Genomic DNA, 17,273 nt, shown 5'->3' on the forward strand with positions numbered 1-17,273 from the left:
TCATTAGTCCCTTTACTTTTTTATTATCACTAAGTATAGTAAGGAGAAGAGAGATCAGAGACACCTGTCTGAAACAGGTGTCTATATTTGTTTAAGGGGAAGGGAGTTTATTGTGAAAGCTAAGAAAAAGAAAAATCATGTACCTTTTAGGCTAAATATATTATTTTTATCGGTTTTCCTTTTGTTTTCTACCTTAATTCTTCGATTGGGTGTTATTCAGATTGTAAATGGAGAAGAATACGAGCGTGTTTCTGAGCAAACGGAAAACGTGACTGCAGAGTCAACTGCACCTCGTGGAAAAATGTATGACCGTTACGGACGAGTTCTTGTAGATAATAATCCACAGTTTGCTCTTACATATATTCGAACGCAGAATACAAAACAAGCTGAAAGGCTTGAACTAGCTCAAAAATTAGCTGAATATATTGAGATGGATACGGAAGATGTTATAGATCGAGATTTAAAAGATTATTGGATTGTTACGAATCCAGAAAAAGCGAAGGCGAAGTTAACGGAAAAAGAATGGGAAGAGATGGAGTCTAGTGAAGCTTATCAGCTACAAATTGAACGCATTAGTGATAAAGATCTAGAAGAAATTAAAGACAATCCCCAAGAGCTTGAAGTTGCTGCTATAAAAAGAGCAATGGACACTGGTTATGCTTTGTCGTCTCAGACAATTAAAATTGGTTTAAATGAAGATGAAATTGCTAAAGTGAGTGAAAATCTTGGTTCTTTACCAGGCATAGAGATACAAGCAGATGCCACAAGAGAATATCCTTATGGAAACACCCTTCAAACCATTTTTGGGAGAGTCGGACCTATTCCTAAAGATGAATTGAGTTATTATGGATTAAGAGATTATGAGCGAAATGACAAAGTTGGCATTAGCTATCTTGAAAAAGAATACGAAGAGTACCTTAAAGGTCAAAAAGAAAAGCAAACTTACGTGACAGATAAATCAGGTGAGCCAATAGGCGAGCCAAAAGTGATTGAAGGACAAAGAGGAAATGATTTGGTACTCTCATTAGACATTGATCTTCAAAAAGAAGTTGAGAAAATTCTTGATGAAGAGCTTAACGATGCAAGGCAATATGGAGCAACGAGAGGCTATGTTGTGATGATGGATCCAAATACTGGGGAAATCTTGTCGTTTGCAGGGAAAGAATATAATAATGGCGAGTTTAAAGATCGCACTTTTGGTGTGATTGGAGACGCTTATGCGATGGGATCAACAGTTAAAGGAGCAACAGTTTTAACAGGTTATCAGTATGGGGTAATTAATCCAAATACAACTCTTGTAGACGAAGTCTTATACTTTAAGGATGAAGGTAAAAAGTCATCTTATACGGCTAATGCAATGGGACCTATTTCAGATCTTGTTGCTTTACAAAGATCCTCAAACGTATATATGTGGAAAATTGCGATGAGCATGGCTGATTATGACTACGCTCCTTATGAAAGTAGTGGTTATGACCCGGCAGCTTATAATGAGCTAAAAGAGTCATTCTCTCAGTTTGGTTTAGGAGTAAAAACAGGAATTGACTTGCCTGGGGAAAGTTCAGGATTAAATGGTGGGATAAGTGAATTTGGTAAAATTCTAGATTTTGCGATTGGACAGTACGATACGTATACACCATTGCAAATGGCTCAATATACTTCTACAATTGCAAATGGAGGTTATCGTATTGAACCCCATCTCTTGAAAGAAGTCCATGAACCTTCTGAAAAAGATGGTTTGTCTGATACGATTCTGTTCCAAAATACTCCGGAAGTGTTAAACAAAATTAAAATGAGTGAAGAAGAAGTGGCTCATGTCCAAAAGGGAATGTGGATGGTTATGAATACTGAAAATGGTACTGCAGGCACACACTATCCTTACTTCCAAAGTGATGACTATCAAGCAGCTGGAAAGACTGGTACAGCTCAGATTGGAGATGGGTATAATTTAACTCTAGTTGGCTATGCCCCTTATGACAATCCAGAAGTTGCGATTTCGGTTGTTGTGCCAGAAGTGAATGATTCTTCTTCTGGTTCCGTGAACAAAAAAATAGGTGGTCGAATTCTTGATGCCTATTTTGAACTGAAAGATGAAGCTAAGAAACCAATTGGGTATGAAGAAAAAGAAACTGAATAAGCAAGAATAAAAAACCGCTGAAAAAGCGGTTTTTTTTATATTATAAGGACAAATTAACAATAGAATCCTCCTGGATGAAATGTAACTTAAAGCTAATTGAAGAGAAAAATCTATCATTTCCCCAAAAAAAGAGAAATTAAAACGTTTTCCGACAAGCATTTACAATCTCTTTACAATTGGTTTATACGACATTAATATCTGGGCTGTATTCTAAGAATTGTGATTGAGAGGCCAGTACACAAACAACCTGGTTAGTCACAAGTACAAACATCCATTTAGGGGGAAATAACATGAAGTTCAAGGGCATTATGCTTATGGTAGTTATGTCGATGGTAATGATTTTCGCAGCAGCTTGCGGAAATAACTCTGGTAACACAAACAGCGGCGGAGAAGCTTCAGGTGATGAAGTATCTGGCGAAGTTCTAATGGACGGATCTTCTACAGTATTCCCAATTATGGAAGCAGTTGCTGAAGAATACGCTTCTGTACAACCTGATGTAAAAGTTAGTGTTGGTGTTTCAGGTTCTGGTGGTGGATTTGAGAAATTCTCTGCTGGTGAAACAGACATGAGTAACGCTTCTCGTCCAATCAAAGAAGAAGAAACAGCTGCACTTGAAGAAGCTGGTATTGACTTCACAGAATTTGAAATTGCAAAAGACGGTCTTTCTATCGTTGTTAACTCTGAGAATGATTGGGTAGATCAGCTTACAATTGACGACTTAAAGAAAATCTGGTTAGGCGAAGCAACAATGTGGAGCGACGTCAACCCTGAATGGCCTGAAGAAAAAATCGAATTATTTAGCCCTGGTACAGATTCTGGAACGTATGACTACTTTAATGAAGTAGTACTAGAAGATGAGCAAATGGTGAAAGAAGCAACACTTTCTGAAGATGACAATGTACTTGTAAATGGTGTAACTGGCTCTAAAAACGGTATGGCATTCTTCGGTTATGCTTACTACCTTGAAAACAAAGATAGCCTTAACATTGTTCCAATCGTTAATGGTGACGGTGAAGCTGTAGAACCAAATGCAGAAACAATTCAAGATGGAACATATGAGCCACTGTCTCGCCCGCTATACACTTATGTGAAGCACTCTGCAGTAGAAGAAAATCCTGCAGTATATGATTTCACTAAATATGCACTAGAAAACGCTGGTGAAATGGCAGAAGCAGTTGGATATGTAGCTCTTCCAGAAGAAAAGTATACAGAAGACATGAACAAACTAGAAGAAATCGCTGGTAAGTAAGAATAAAATGAAACAGGTTGGTGAGGAGTTACGGCTCCTCACTTTATCCTGTTTTGCTCTTTGTGAGGGGGAGTAATAAATGCAAAGCTCTGTTCGTCAGATGATTAAAGACAAAAAAGAGAAAAATCAATCACGAGCGAAGTTTATGGAGAAACTTGTACCGGGCTTATTGCTTTTATGTGCAATTATCTCTGTATTAACAACGCTTGGTATTGTTTTTACATTGATTGTAGAAACAATTACGTTTTTCAACCGTGTTTCAATTATTGAATTCTTTACGAATAAAGATTGGTACCCGTTTTTTGGAGACAACCCTGATTATGGAATCTGGCCACTGATTTCTGGAACATTAATGATTACCGGGATCGCCATGCTCGTTGCCATTCCGTTAGGTTTAGCAGCAGCCATTTATTTGAGTGAATATGCAAGTGATAGCGTTAGAAGAATCATTAAGCCGATTCTGGAAGTATTAGCAGGTATTCCTACGATTGTATATGGTTTCTTTGCTTTAACTTTTGTTACACCAGTTCTACAAAATATTATTCCGAGTCTTCCTATTTTCAACGCATTGAGCCCCGGTATCGTTGTAGGGATTATGATTATTCCTATGGTTGCATCTCTCTCAGAGGATGCGATGAGCTCTGTACCGAACGCAATTCGAGAAGGTGCACTCGGACTTGGCGCTACACGATTTGAGGTTGCTGTGAAAGTAGTTCTACCAGCAGCATTATCAGGAATTATTGCATCTTTTGTACTTGCGATTTCAAGAGCAATCGGTGAAACAATGATCGTAACAGTCGCAGGTGGTGCAACACCAAAACTTACTCTAGATGTAACGGAGTCTATACAGACAATGACATCTTATATTGTGCAGGTAAGTCTAGGGGATGCTGGTTATGGAACAACAATTTACTACAGCATTTATGCTGTTGGGATGACGCTCTTCCTTTTCACACTTATCATGAACCTTATCGCGCAATATATTTCTCGTAGATTCAGGGAGGAATACTAATGCAATTAGTAGATCAGGCAAAAGTAAAAAGTAAAATGCAAACCAGATTAGCACAAAATAAGATTCTTAAAGGAATTTTCTTTGGTGCAACAATGCTAGCACTCGTAGTGCTTGTTATCTTGTTATATCGGATATTCACTCAAGGAATTGGTTACTTAAATCTTGAGTTCTTTCAAAATTTCGCGTCTCGTTTCCCTGAAAAAGCAGGGATTAAAGCAGCATTTTTCGGTACTTTATGGATGATGGCAGTGATAGCTCCAGTGGCACTTACAATTGGAGTTGGAACCGCGATTTATCTTGAAGAATATGCAAAGAAAAATAAGTTTACAACGTTTATTCAAATAAATATTTCAAATTTAGCAGGTGTGCCCTCGATCGTTTTTGGTTTACTTGGTCTAACTGTATTTGTTCGGATGTTGGAAATGGGGCGCAGTGTTCTAGCCGGTGGTTTAACGATGAGTTTATTAATTTTGCCAATAATCGTTGTTGCTGCTCAAGAAGCTGTACGTTCGGTTCCAAAAGAGCTTCGAGAGGCTTCTTATGCCATGGGTGCTACGAAATGGCAAACAATCAAAAAGGTTGTATTACCAGCTGCGATCCCTGGGATTTTAACAGGAGGAATTCTTGCGCTATCACGCGCAATCGGTGAAACAGCGCCACTTCTTATGATTGGTGCATTAACGTTCGTAGCTTACTTGCCTGAGAATTTCTTGTCCGGCTTCACCGTTATGCCAATCCAAATTTTCAACTGGACAAGTCGACCTCAGACAGAGTTCCATGATGTTGCGGCAGCTGGAATTATCGTTCTTCTTGCGATGTTGCTCATTATGAATTCAATTGCTGTCTTAATTCGAAATAAGTTTTCTAAAAGACTGTAGCTACGTAAAACTCTCATCAATGTGTAAAGGGGATTTTGAAAATGAAAACAGTTATGGATGAAAAGAAAGTCGTAAAAGCTCCTCGGTCAGAAGAACAGATAAAAGAAAAAGATTCTGTATATAGCATTCAAAATTTTAATTTATGGTACGGAAAAGACCAGGCTCTAAAAGATATTAAATTCGAAATTCCAGAAAAACAGGTAACAGCAATTATCGGGCCATCCGGTTGTGGTAAATCCACGTTTATTAAAGCTCTTAATAGAATGGTTGAAATGGTGCCAATTGTAAAAATGTCTGGTGATATTAACTATCGTGGGAAAAACATTTTTGAGAACAAATACAAAGTAGAAGATTTGCGTACAAAAGTGGGAATGGTTTTCCAAAAGCCGAATCCATTTCCAAAATCAATCTATGAAAATGTCGTTTATGGTCCCAAAATTCATGGCATTAAAAACAAAAAAGTACTTGATGAAATTGTCGAAAAAAGCTTAAAAGGTGCAGCGCTTTGGGAAGAAGTAAAAGATCGTCTTAGCGAAAATGCGTACGGTTTATCTGGTGGTCAGCAACAGCGCCTTTGTATCGCTCGCTGTCTAGCAATTGAGCCTGATGTTATCTTGATGGATGAGCCAACATCTGCGCTTGACCCAATCTCTACTCTTAAAGTAGAAGAACTTGTTCAAGAATTAAAGAAAGATTTCAGTATTATTATCGTAACGCACAACATGCAACAAGCAGCTCGTATCTCTGATAAAACGGCCTTTTTCTTAAACGGTGAAGTCGTAGAGTTTTCTGATACGAACCAGTTATTCTCTAATCCTACAGATAAGCGAACAGAAGACTATATTACAGGCCGTTTCGGTTAATTATTTCGGGGGTGAGCATTTATGGTAGTGAGAGAAAATTTCCAAGAACAATTAGATGAAATAAAAACTAAGCTTCTTGAGCTAGGCTCTTTAGCGCAGGTGGCGGTTGACGAAGCAATTACTGCATTGAAGAATCAGGATGTTGATAAAGCACTTGAAATCATTGATAATGATTATAAAATTAACCGCCTTGAAGAAGAAATTAATGAAACTGCGATATGGTTAATTGCGAAGGAGCAGCCGCTTGCAACAGATCTAAGAAGACTTATTTCGGCATTGAAAATAACAACGGATGTTGAGCGTGTTGGCGATCTTGCTGTTAATATTGCTAAGTCAATTATTCGAATCGGGGACAAACCTTTTGTTAAACCGATTGAAGAAATTCCAGCATTAGCTCAAAAAGCAAATAATATGTTAAAGGAAGTACTTGCCTCCTTTTATGATGAAGATGTGAATCAAGCAATGGCTGTTGCGGATGCTGATGATGAAATTGATAACATGTACGGACGACTGGTAAAAGAACTACTTGAATTGATGACAGAACATCCTGAAAGTGTTAGCCAAATTCAACAGCTTTCTTTTATCTGCCGCTATGTAGAACGTATTGGAGACCATTGCACAAATATTTCAGAAAGCGTGATCTACGTTGTGAAGGGGAAGCGCTACGACCTAAATGCTTAATCATAAAACCACACTCTAAATGAGTGTGGTTTTTTAATCTATTTAGTAAGGTTAAGTAATGACCTGTCCACTTCTGCAATAGACTAGTGTAGGAGATGGATAGGGGGGAGCAAGATGCCAAGACATTTAGTTATTGGAAACGGTCAACTGCTTATCAATATGGATCAATTTCTACAAATTCGAGATATTTATTACCCTTATGTAGGTCAACAGAATCACGTTCAGGGTCATGCAAATCGAATCGGGGTTTGGGTAGATGGGAAGTTTTCATGGCTCCACTCATCGGAATGGGATATCCAGCCAAATTATGATCAAGATACGCTCGTGACGTATAGTACTGCGGTACATCCTCATCTTGGAATTAAACTTGTTTTTGAAGAAGGCGTACATCAACGTGAAATGCTAATGATTCGTAAAATTACGATTGTTAATTTAGAAAATCAAAGTCGCGATGTAAGACTATTTTTTCATCAAGATTTAAATATTTATGAAACAGAAGTAGGCGACACAGCTTACTTTTGTCCAGATACAAAGTCTGTGATTCATTATAAACGCTACAGGTATTTTCTGTTCAATGGTGAGCTAGATGGAGAGGGAATTGAACAGTACACGACTGGAGTAAAGCGATTTCAGGCCGCTGAAGGCACGTGGCGTGATGCTGAAGATGGCCATCTACATGTTAATCCAATTGCGCAAGGTTCAGTTGATAGTACTTTTTCACTCGAGACAAAGTTGGAACCGCATCGACAAAAAACAGCTTATTACTGGATGACAGTAGGTAGAACTAAAGAAGAAGTTAGTAGCATTCATGAATATGTGAGCGAGATTGGTACTCAATTAACGGTGGAAAAAATTCGAATGTATTGGAATCGATGGGTAAACAAATCCGTGCTTCCGGAGACTGATTTAGGTCCAAATATCGTATCTCTTTATAAAAGAAGTCTATTAATTGTGCGAACGCAAACAAATCAAAATGGTACAATTATCGCAGCGAATGACTCAGATATTTTGCATTATAACCGCGATCATTATAGCTATATGTGGCCTAGAGATGGTGCGCTAATTGCTTCTGCCATGTCTAAAGCAGGGTATCATGGAATGGTTACAAACTTTTATCGCTGCTGTGCAGAACTTCTTTCAAAAGAAGGGTATTTACATCATAAATACAATCCTGATGGTTCTGTAGGGTCGAGCTGGCATCCTTATGTCGATCGTTTAAAGAAAACTCAGCTTCCGATACAAGAGGATGAGACGGCTCTTGTTCTCTGGGCGTTCTGGGAACATTACCAATCAACAGGTGATATTGAATTTGCTCAATCGCTTTATAAGTTTTTAGTTCGACCTGGTGCAAAATTTCTGTTGCAATTTATGGATGAAACCCTCGACCTGCCACTTCCTTCTTATGATCTTTGGGAAGAAAGGTTTGGTGTTTTTAGTTTTACAGCATCCGCTTGCTATGGTGGTCTTATGGCTGCTCATTCGTTTGCAAGGTTGTTCGGAGAAGATGATCGTGCTGAGAGCTATTATAAAGGGGCAGAGCGGATTAAAAAGGGGATAGAGGAACATCTCTATGACGAAACACGTTCCTGCTTCTTAAGGGGGCTTTATCGAAATAATGAAACAGGTGAAATAACGAAAGATTATACAACCGAAAGCAGCCTATTTGGATTATTTGCATTTGGGGTTTTTCCTGCTAATGATCCTCGTATGGTTCGAACGATGGAAGAGATTGAAAAAAGACTTTCTGTAAAAACGAGCATTGGTGGCGTAGCGCGTTATGTTAGCGATTATTATTTTCAACAATCGCAAAATGTTGAAGAAGTACCCGGTAATCCTTGGGTAATTTGTACTCTGTGGATCGCTAAATGGAAAATTTCCCGTGCCCAAACCCTGAAACAATTACGTGATGCGAAACATCACATAGATTGGGTATATAAACAGGCTCTTTCAAGTGGTATACTACCAGAGCAGGTACATCCGTATACAGGAAAACCATTATCAGTAGCGCCCTTAACATGGTCGCATGCTACGTTTGTGGATGTTGTGAAAGATTACCTTGAAAAGTATGAAGCACTTTCCACAACAAAAACAACTTGATTGAATGAGATTTGTTTGTTATCATAATGAAGTATGTTGTTAAATGAACAGTTTGATAGGATTTGGAGGGATATTCATGCGCGTACAAATTACATTGGCTTGCACTGAAACAGGCGATCGTAACTACATCACGACGAAGAACAAACGTACTAACCCTGATCGTCTTGAACTTAAAAAATACAGCCCAAGACTTAAAAAGCAGACGTTACATCGCGAAACAAAGTAAGCAGTAGGTTATCCTACTGCTTTTTTATTTGCTCATTTTCCCGTAAACTAGTAAGTGAGAAAAGTAGGAGGAATGATGATGCAATCAAAACACGAGTGGCGAACAAATATGAAAATAAAATTAAAAGAAATAACTGCTGCTGATAAAGGGAAGCTTGATCAACAAATACTTGATCGTCTATATACATATAAACCGTACACAAATGCAGAAACGATCGGCTTAACGGTGGCAATGAAAGGTGAAATAAATACAAAAAAAATTATAGAACGAGCATGGAGTGAAGGGAAAAGAGTAGCAGTACCGAAGTGTAATCCAAAAACCAAACAGATGACTTTTTATTATTTAACGGAATGGGATCAATTAGAAATAGTATATTTTGGTCTAGAAGAACCACGACCCGAAAAAACAGAAATGTGTCCTCCTGACGAAATAGAACTTTTGCTTGTACCAGGCCTCATTTTTGATCGAAATGGGTTTAGAATTGGTTTTGGTGGTGGCTACTATGATCGCTATTTGAAGAACTATTCCAACTCAACCGTTTCGCTTGCTTACCAATTTCAAGTTGTCGAAAATGTACCAACCGAAACGTTTGATTTGCCTGTAGAGGCAATAATCACGGATGAACAGATTGTTAACGTTAAATGAGTATTTATTTTTTTATATGTGCTTTGACAGGTTTTCTAGGTTACAAAGCTAAAGCCCTTTCGAAAAGAGGAGCAGTTGCTGCTACAGGAATAGGGTGCGCCATTGCACTTGGTTTTGCATGGAAAGGGCTTTTGCTTCTCGGTCTCTTTTTTCTATCTTCAACGATTTGGAGTAAGTATAAAACGGAGTTGAAAGATAACGTAGAAGAAATTGTAGAGAAAGGTTCGTCAAGAGATGAATTTCAGGTCCTTGCTAACGGTGGGATCGCCGCCTTTGCTGGAGTAATGATGGTTATTTCCCCTGGAGAAGCATGGTTGTTGCTTTTTTTAGGAGCGATTGCAACTTCTAATTCTGATACCTGGGCATCTGAACTTGGCGTTCTATCGGCGCGAAGACCGCTTCATATAAAAACATTGAAATTCGTTCAACCAGGCACTTCTGGAGCAGTTAGTATGCTTGGTTTATTAGCATCTATTCTAGGAGCGGGTTTAATTGGTGTTGTTGGTGCTTTCGTTTTTGACTTATCTTTTCAAGCAATAGCCTTTGTTACGCTCGCAGGCTTTGTCGGTTGTTTAAGCGATACGTTATTTGGAGCAACCTTGCAAGAAGAGTTTCAATGCCAAAGGTGTGGAACAAAAACCGAGCGCCATATTCATTGTGAAAATAAGACCGACAAAATAAAAGGCTTAAAAGGTTTGAATAATGATGTAGTCAATTTCGTCTCGTCTATTATTGGCGCACTCGTTGGAGGTGCAGCGTTGTTATGAAAATAACTGGTTTATTGCTAGCAGGAGGCGAGTCACGAAGATTTGGGTCTCCAAAAGCATTTGCTACTTATTGTGACAAACCATTTTATCAAGTGGTGTTAAATCAGCTTCATCCTGTAGTAGATGAAGCCATGATTGTAACCAAAATAAATTTTTTAAAGCAGTTTAACATGCAGGTAACTGAAAATATAAGAGTAATAAAAGATGAGGAAGCTTTCGAGGGGATGGGTCCGTTAGCAGGGATCTATTCTGGGATAAATCAATCGAACGGGGATTATTATCTTACCGTAGCTTGTGATATGCCGTTTGTAACAGATGGTTTATTTTCGCTTTTAATAGAAGAGCAATTAATGCATCGCGATGCAATGGCAATTATACCTGTTAGTTCAGGAAGGCGCCAACCACTTTGTGCTCTTTACCATTCTTCATGTCAGCCTGTTATCGAAGAACTACTCATATCAGGGAAAAGAAGAATGCATGATCTTCTCCAATCAATTGATGTCCATTTTGTAGAAGTTGAAAATCGAGAAAGACAATTTTTAAATGTAAATACACGTGAAGAATTTAAACTTGTTCAAAAGGAGATAGATTAAATGGATGACTTCAAAAGATATTCTAGACAAATGCTTTTTTCTCCTATCGGCGAAGTTGGGCAAAAGAAATTCAGTCAGTCGAGAGCTCTTATTGTCGGGATGGGGGCGCTCGGCACTGCTATTGCGAATCATCTTGTTCGAGCAGGCTTTGGCTACATAAGAATAATCGATCGAGATTATGTAGAAAAAAGCAACCTTCAAAGACAGATGTTATTTGACGAAGAGGATGTTGCAGCGGCATTACCTAAAACAGTTGCTGCAAAAAATAAATTAACAAAAATGAATTCCGCTGTCGAAATCGAAGCCATTACAGCCGACGTAAACCCAAGTAACATTACTGAATTTATTGCCAGTATGGATTTTGTAATGGACGGTACGGATAACTTTTCGACGCGATTTCTTCTAAATGATGCTTGTTTTAAAAATAAAATTCCATTTGTTTATGGGGGTGCAGTTAGTTCGAGGGGGATGACAGCTCTATTTGTCCCAGATGAAACTCCTTGCCTACGGTGCTTTATTCAGGGAGGAGAAGGAACGACAGGTGAAACGTGTGATACGATTGGTGTTATCTCTCCGATCGTAGATATTATCGCATCGTATCAAGTGACAGAAATTATGAAATATATAGCAGGAGATCATGAAAAGCTCCATCGTAGTCTAATGACCATGGATATTTGGCACAATCACAGTTATGCTATGAAGTTTGCTTCTCCAAAAAAAGATTGTCCAACTTGTCAAACGAACGAGTATCCTTCTTTAAAGACAGGAGTAATGCATGATATTACCTCTTTATGTGGGAGAGAAACGATTCAGATTCAGCTTGAAAGTCATTTTGATTTAAAAGAATGGGCAGACAAACTTGAAAAAACCACAAAAGTAAAGGAAACACCTTTCCTACTTAAAGCTCAGCTAGAAGAAGGGGAGAGGCTTGTATTATTTCCTGACGGTCGCGTTCTTGTCCAAGGAACAGAAGATAGGGGAAGAGCAAAAGCGCTTTATGCAAGGTATATCGGAATGTAGAAAGAGCATCAGCCACATGGCTGGTGCTTTTTTACATCCGTGATTTTCTTGACAGGAAGATGGATTCAAGTATAAAATAACGATGTTACTTAAACGCACAAAAGCATAAAAGTACAAAAGTGAAGATTCAGACAAGTAACTTCTTTAGAAGAGCAGCAGAAGAGATCTGGTGGTTGCTGTAAACCAGAGCGTCTAGAAGTGAAATTACATCTGATGAACTAGTACGCGGCATCCCCGCCGTTAAAAGGGAGATGAGTGGGCAGCTAATGTTGTCAATAAGGGTGGTACCGCGAAGAACTTCGTCCCTTCAATTAAAGAAGGGCTTTTTTTAATGGAAAAATACAGATAGAGCAAAACTAATCGATGAGAACACATAGATTAAGGGAGAGAAAGAAAATGAAAAAAGTATCATTTCCAATCGCGCTTGTTGTTATTGGTTTACTAATGAGTTGGATGTTATTTAGTATTATTGGGTTAAAGGTGGAGCCTCATATTCCTCTCCTTGCGGGCGTAGTTGGCATGGGAATAATGGGACTTTTACTCGGTATGAAGTGGGAGGCAATTGAGAAGGCTCTTTTAGAGAGCATTACAACGGGGTTAAAACCGATTTTAATCCTTTTTGTGGTTGGTATGATGATTGCTGTCTGGATGCAAAGTGGAACTGTGCCAACATTATTGTATGGAGGACTTCAATTTATCCAACCTGAATGGTTCTTAATAAGTGCGTTAATTGTTACCATTATCGTATCAACCTTTACGGGGAGTTCTTTTACAACGATAGGTACAATTGGAGTTGCGATGATGGGGATTGGTGCTGCAATGGGGGTAAGTCCGGCGCTAGCAGCAGGAGCTGTTATTTCTGGTGCATGTTTTGGTGATAAAATGTCTCCTCTTTCTGATACAACTAACTTCGCACCTGCAGTGGCAAAAGTAGATTTGTTTACGCATATTCGACACATGATGCGAACAACAATTCCAGCGATTATCGTAACGGTTATTTTCTTTTTTATCATGAGTAAAAACTTATCTTCTTCTGTTGATCCAGAGGATCTAGACAACGCAATGATGGTGCTAAAAAGCGAGTTTCATATATCGCTATGGACGTTAGTCCCACCACTGCTTGTGCTTATACTTGCAGTTAAAAGAGTGCCGGTTCTCGTTACTTTATTTGCTGGGTTACTTGCAGGAATTATTGTGGCAATGGTCACACAAGGTGTTAATTCAGCCTCCTTGATTATAGGAACTATGCAAAATGGTTTTGCAAGTGAAACGTCCAGTGATCTCGTAAATGGAATTATAAATAGAGGTGGACTACAATCCATGATGTGGAGCGTGTCCCTTATTATTTTAGCACTTGCACTTGGGGGTGTACTTCAAGCTATGGGCATCATTCAATCGCTCATGAGCGGTTTAACAAAGCTCCTAAACAGGCGAGGTCATTTAATCTCTGCGACGGCGACATCAGCCATTGGGGTGAATTTATTAACGGGTGAGCAGTACTTGTCAATTTTACTTCCAGGGCAAACGTTTGAGCCTTTTTATGACAAAGCAGGAGTAGATCGTAAATACCTTTCTCGCACACTTGAAGATGCTGGAACATTAATTAATCCATTAATTCCCTGGGGCGTTTCGGGGGCGTTTTTTGCAGATACGCTAGGTGTACCGGTAATGAGCTATCTTCCATTTGCCATATTCCTTTGGTTATCTCCATTATTTACAATTATATTGGGCTACTGGAATAATAAGAAACTTGGATAGGTACTATGGATAAAAACGCCATAACCTGCAAACAGTAGAGGTATAGTACAGTTTCAGGAGGCGTATGATGAAAATAACGAAGGTGCTCGTTCTTTTATCCTTAGTCGTGGTCATTTATGAATATCGGTATCGTTTATTAAATGGACTATTAGGTGTGGCGGTAATTAGACGCTTCATCGTGGGCAATTCACTAAAATTTCCTGGTTTACGAAACAAACTTTTTAGCTCGTTTTTATCCTAACCTCTACCTTGAAAGGTGGAGGTTTTTTCCTTTCTTCTAAAAATAGAAAAGAGTAAAATAAGAATCATGATAAGAAAGGTAAGATTTGATCCTACTCAGATTGGAGGCGATTTTGTGAAATGGACACACATCTATTTTGATTTAGATAATACTCTGTACGATCATGAAAAAGCTTTTGAAAAAACCATTTTGCATTGTGCAGAAAACATGTTATATAAGAAAAAATCATCTCTTCCAGTTCATAAATGGTTTACTGTTTTCAAATGTAACTGTGATAAATTTTGGGGATTTTATGAAGAAGGAGAATGGTCAAGAGAGCGTTATCAAATTAATCGGTATTGTAAGACGAATGAATTTTTTGATTTAACATGCTCCGAACAAGAAGCTATTGATTTTCAAGAAGAATATCAGTCTAAAGTGGCCTCTTTCGCTGAGTTATATCCAGAAAGTGATTCTATATTATCATTACTGAAAAATAGAGGGATTGAACTAGGCATCATTACGAACGGTGGGAAGGAAACTCAAACAGCAAAGATTGAAGCGTTACAACTGTTACGGTGGATTCCTCGAGAAAACATCTATATTTCAGAAGTTGTAGGGTTGGAAAAACCCGAAACTTCTATCTTTCACTACGTTTTAGGTAGTACCGGGCGATATCTATACATAGGCGACACCTTTGAACATGACATTAAACCTGCATTAGAAGCAGGCTTTGATGCGATTTATTTCAATTCTCGAAACGAAAAGGTTGATCAGGATCTTGAGGATAAAGTCTCTGAAATCGTTTCTTATGATGAATTGAAGAAGATTTTATTTGATTAGCAAACACTTCCCTTTAATTTGGTGAGTCATCTTTACGCTCTAGTAAGGGTTCATTAAAGTATTGGATTAATTGAACGTTTTTTCCACTTTTTGTTTGAAATAAGATAAGTAGATAAGGGGATTGTTTATGAATGAGTATAACTGGAATGGTGCTTCCTATAGGTGTTTCAGTAGAACTATCAGGGAGCAAGATGCCTAGAAAATAGTTCTTATATAACCCTTCCCATATTCCTCCAATAGCATCAGTGGTTTGTTTTAGAGATAAGCCAGGAAGTGCTTTGTTTTCATATTGATTTAAAGAAGTGAGTGGTAAAATCGTATAATCTCCAGGATGTAAGTTATATTCAGCTACCATAGATTTGAAAACCAATTGAGCTTGTTGATCGATTGCATGATCAAGAATATATTGCCATTCTTTTTCTTCTTCACTTGAAGCTTGTTTAAATGATTCTAGTGGAGTCATTGGCGAATCAATCACGTATAGCTGGTCGTAGCTCATTTTTTGAGCGCTTTTTATCACATCATTTGGGTAGTGTATTTCGCCATAATGGTAAGTGATAGCTTCAAAATGACCACTATCTTCACTCGTGATTCCTTTTTTTTGGCGAATGGTTGCCGTATTCTCTTTCCAGATTGACATGGAGTCAATTAAGCGCCCCTCTTCATAAAGAAATGATAAATCTTGACGTAAATAGGCCGTTTCCGAAAGAGTTGACTCCGTCTTCCAGTTCAATGTGTATTCATCTTCATCTTCCTGCGTTAAAATAGTGAGAGATGTACTAGCTGAATCAAATGAAACGTCCGGGTCAGGAGGGAAATACGTAAATGATTCCCTGACAGGATTACTACTTGTATTAACAAGGATGAGCGCAAAAAAACCAATCATTCCCAGCATGATAACGTAGTGAATTCTTTTGATCATCCGGAGCCCTCCGATTCATTAAGCTTGTCATCATATGTATGAGATAGTAAACAAAAATATGAAGATCGTTTTTTCCCTATTACAAGCTAATTTGAAAGGATGATTGCAATGAGAGACTTATTCCATGCAGAAGAGCTTCTACAAACGACGAAAGAATTAGTTAGTATACCAAGTCCATCAGGTTACACGGATGAAGTGATTAGTTGGGTGGAAGGAAGAATGCAAGAACTAGGTGTAGAAACGAAGCGAAATCATAAAGGTGGGCTAATTGCTACGATAGAAGGTGCTGATTCATCTCGACAGCGCATGTTAACAGCTCACGTAGATACGCTAGGCGCGATGGTTAAAGAAATCAAGAGTGATGGTCGCCTGCGTCTATCTTTAATTGGTGGCTTTCGATTTAATGCAATAGAAGGAGAGTACTGTGAAATTATTACAGGAGATGGTAAGCGTTTTACTGGCACAATACTTTTACACCAAACCTCTGTCCATGTTTATAAAAACAATGGAGAGATCAAACGAGATGAACAAAATATGGAGGTACGCCTGGACGAACGTGTTGCTAACGCGGAAGACGTAAAGAAATTAGGAATACGCGTCGGCGATTTTACTTCCTTTGATCCTCGAGTGCAGTTAACAGAGAGTGGGTTTATTAAGTCCAGACATTTAGATGATAAAGCAAGCGTTGCCCTGCTTCTTGCAAATATAAAAAAACTAAAAGAAGATAACAAAACGCTTCCTCATACAACACATTTCTTAATTTCTAATAACGAAGAGATTGGTTATGGTGGAAATTCCAATATTCCTGAAGAAACAGTAGAATACATAGCCGTGGATATGGGGGCACTTGGTGATGGGCAATCCTCAGATGAATATACCGTTTCCATTTGCGCGAAAGATTCGAGTGGTCCTTATCATTATCGCCTCCGAGAGCATTTGGTCAGCCTTGCAGAGGAACACGATATTGAGTATAAGCTAGATATTTATCCATACTATGGCTCAGATGCATCAGCAGCGATCCGTGCAGGTGTCGATGTCCGGCATGCTCTAATTGGTCCTGGTATTGATGCTTCCCATGCATATGAGCGCACCCATGGGGATTCAATGCTTCATACAGCTCATTTAATTTATCGCTATCTTTTATCACAGATGATTGACTGAAGTAAAGAGGCTGGGACAAAACCCAGTAAATTAAAATAAGAGTGGCCCTGCGGACAAAGAATTTGTTCGCAGGGCCACTCTTTTTATATTTTCATCTTAATTTAACAATAAAATAAGGGCAACCTCTGATAAAATTATAGTTACCACACAATAACCATCGGAGGTGCCCTTATGTTTAAAGATTATAACATGAATCAAGTGAT

At 38.5% G+C, this 17,273-nt stretch carries 17 protein-coding genes and 1 other annotated feature; of the genes, 16 read left to right on the forward strand and 1 reads right to left on the reverse strand.

Going from position 1 to position 17,273, the window contains the following annotated elements:
* Positions 1–112 precede the first annotated feature (112 nt).
* The 15 genes from LCL91_RS16815 to LCL91_RS16885 all read left to right on the forward strand — a co-directional run bounded on the left by LCL91_RS16815 (position 113) and on the right by LCL91_RS16885 (position 14,987).
* Positions 113–2,134 (forward strand): peptidoglycan D,D-transpeptidase FtsI family protein, encoded by a 2,022-nt coding sequence (locus LCL91_RS16815; RefSeq protein WP_224883992.1) that lies wholly within the window; start codon positions 113–115, stop codon positions 2,132–2,134.
* A 290-nt stretch (positions 2,135–2,424) separates the two neighbouring features.
* Complete coding sequence (locus LCL91_RS16820; protein ID WP_224883994.1) at positions 2,425–3,384, forward strand: PstS family phosphate ABC transporter substrate-binding protein; 960 nt, start codon at positions 2,425–2,427, stop codon at positions 3,382–3,384.
* A 79-nt stretch (positions 3,385–3,463) separates the two neighbouring features.
* Positions 3,464–4,396, forward strand: coding sequence for a phosphate ABC transporter permease subunit PstC (gene pstC, locus LCL91_RS16825; protein WP_098444237.1), 933 nt, complete (start codon positions 3,464–3,466; stop codon positions 4,394–4,396).
* Positions 4,396–5,274: a phosphate ABC transporter permease PstA gene (gene pstA / locus LCL91_RS16830; RefSeq protein ID WP_160918775.1), complete on the forward strand. Its 879-nt coding sequence runs from the start codon at positions 4,396–4,398 to the stop codon at positions 5,272–5,274. The genes pstC and pstA overlap by 1 nt, the downstream gene beginning before the upstream one ends.
* Before the next feature lie 41 nt (positions 5,275–5,315).
* Positions 5,316–6,137 carry a phosphate ABC transporter ATP-binding protein PstB gene (gene pstB / locus LCL91_RS16835; protein ID WP_224883996.1) on the forward strand — a complete coding sequence of 274 codons (822 nt, stop codon included), beginning with the start codon at positions 5,316–5,318 and terminating at the stop codon, positions 6,135–6,137.
* Between the two features lie 21 nt (positions 6,138–6,158).
* Positions 6,159–6,818: a phosphate signaling complex protein PhoU gene (gene phoU, locus LCL91_RS16840; RefSeq protein WP_159783180.1), complete on the forward strand. Its 660-nt coding sequence runs from the start codon at positions 6,159–6,161 to the stop codon at positions 6,816–6,818.
* Positions 6,819–6,932: 114 nt separating this feature from the next.
* The gene (locus LCL91_RS16845) at positions 6,933–8,915 is read left to right on the forward strand and encodes a glycoside hydrolase family 15 protein (RefSeq protein WP_224883998.1); all 1,983 of its coding nucleotides are present in this window, start codon (positions 6,933–6,935) and stop codon (positions 8,913–8,915) included.
* A gap of 76 nt (positions 8,916–8,991) precedes the next feature.
* Positions 8,992–9,141, forward strand: a complete 150-nt coding sequence (gene rpmG, locus LCL91_RS16850) for a 50S ribosomal protein L33 (protein WP_048308894.1) — start codon at positions 8,992–8,994, stop codon at positions 9,139–9,141.
* Between the two features lie 78 nt (positions 9,142–9,219).
* Positions 9,220–9,786, forward strand: a complete 567-nt coding sequence (locus tag LCL91_RS16855; protein ID WP_224884000.1) for a 5-formyltetrahydrofolate cyclo-ligase — start codon at positions 9,220–9,222, stop codon at positions 9,784–9,786.
* Positions 9,783–10,553, forward strand: coding sequence for a DUF92 domain-containing protein (locus tag LCL91_RS16860; protein ID WP_224884001.1), 771 nt, complete (start codon positions 9,783–9,785; stop codon positions 10,551–10,553). Before LCL91_RS16855 ends, LCL91_RS16860 begins: the two co-directional genes overlap by 4 nt.
* Positions 10,550–11,146 (forward strand): molybdenum cofactor guanylyltransferase, encoded by a 597-nt coding sequence (gene mobA, locus LCL91_RS16865; RefSeq protein WP_224884004.1) that lies wholly within the window; start codon positions 10,550–10,552, stop codon positions 11,144–11,146. The genes LCL91_RS16860 and mobA overlap by 4 nt, the downstream gene beginning before the upstream one ends.
* Positions 11,147–12,166, forward strand: coding sequence for a ThiF family adenylyltransferase (locus tag LCL91_RS16870; protein ID WP_224884006.1), 1,020 nt, complete (start codon positions 11,147–11,149; stop codon positions 12,164–12,166). It begins immediately after the preceding gene.
* Positions 12,167–12,279: 113 nt separating this feature from the next.
* Positions 12,280–12,476 (forward strand) — a binding site (T-box leader).
* Positions 12,477–12,562: 86 nt separating this feature from the next.
* Positions 12,563–13,924 (forward strand): Na+/H+ antiporter NhaC, encoded by a 1,362-nt coding sequence (gene nhaC, locus LCL91_RS16875; protein ID WP_224884008.1) that lies wholly within the window; start codon positions 12,563–12,565, stop codon positions 13,922–13,924.
* Positions 13,925–13,991: 67 nt separating this feature from the next.
* Positions 13,992–14,165 (forward strand): hypothetical protein, encoded by a 174-nt coding sequence (locus tag LCL91_RS16880; RefSeq protein WP_224884010.1) that lies wholly within the window; start codon positions 13,992–13,994, stop codon positions 14,163–14,165.
* A gap of 114 nt (positions 14,166–14,279) precedes the next feature.
* Complete coding sequence (locus tag LCL91_RS16885) at positions 14,280–14,987, forward strand: HAD family hydrolase (protein WP_224884012.1); 708 nt, start codon at positions 14,280–14,282, stop codon at positions 14,985–14,987.
* Positions 14,988–15,000: 13 nt separating this feature from the next.
* On the opposite strand, the gene LCL91_RS16890 is transcribed toward LCL91_RS16885, so the two are convergent.
* Positions 15,001–15,909 carry a hypothetical protein gene (locus LCL91_RS16890; protein ID WP_224884013.1) on the reverse strand — a complete coding sequence of 303 codons (909 nt, stop codon included), beginning with the start codon at positions 15,907–15,909 and terminating at the stop codon, positions 15,001–15,003.
* A gap of 108 nt (positions 15,910–16,017) precedes the next feature.
* Between LCL91_RS16890 and LCL91_RS16895 the strand changes: the two genes are divergently transcribed.
* Positions 16,018–17,070 (forward strand): M42 family metallopeptidase, encoded by a 1,053-nt coding sequence (locus LCL91_RS16895; RefSeq protein WP_224884015.1) that lies wholly within the window; start codon positions 16,018–16,020, stop codon positions 17,068–17,070.
* The last annotated feature ends 203 nt before the right edge of the window (positions 17,071–17,273 follow it).

This window comes from Guptibacillus hwajinpoensis (assembly GCF_020171785.1).
Taxonomy (GTDB): domain Bacteria; phylum Bacillota; class Bacilli; order Bacillales; family Guptibacillaceae; genus Guptibacillus; species Guptibacillus sedimenti.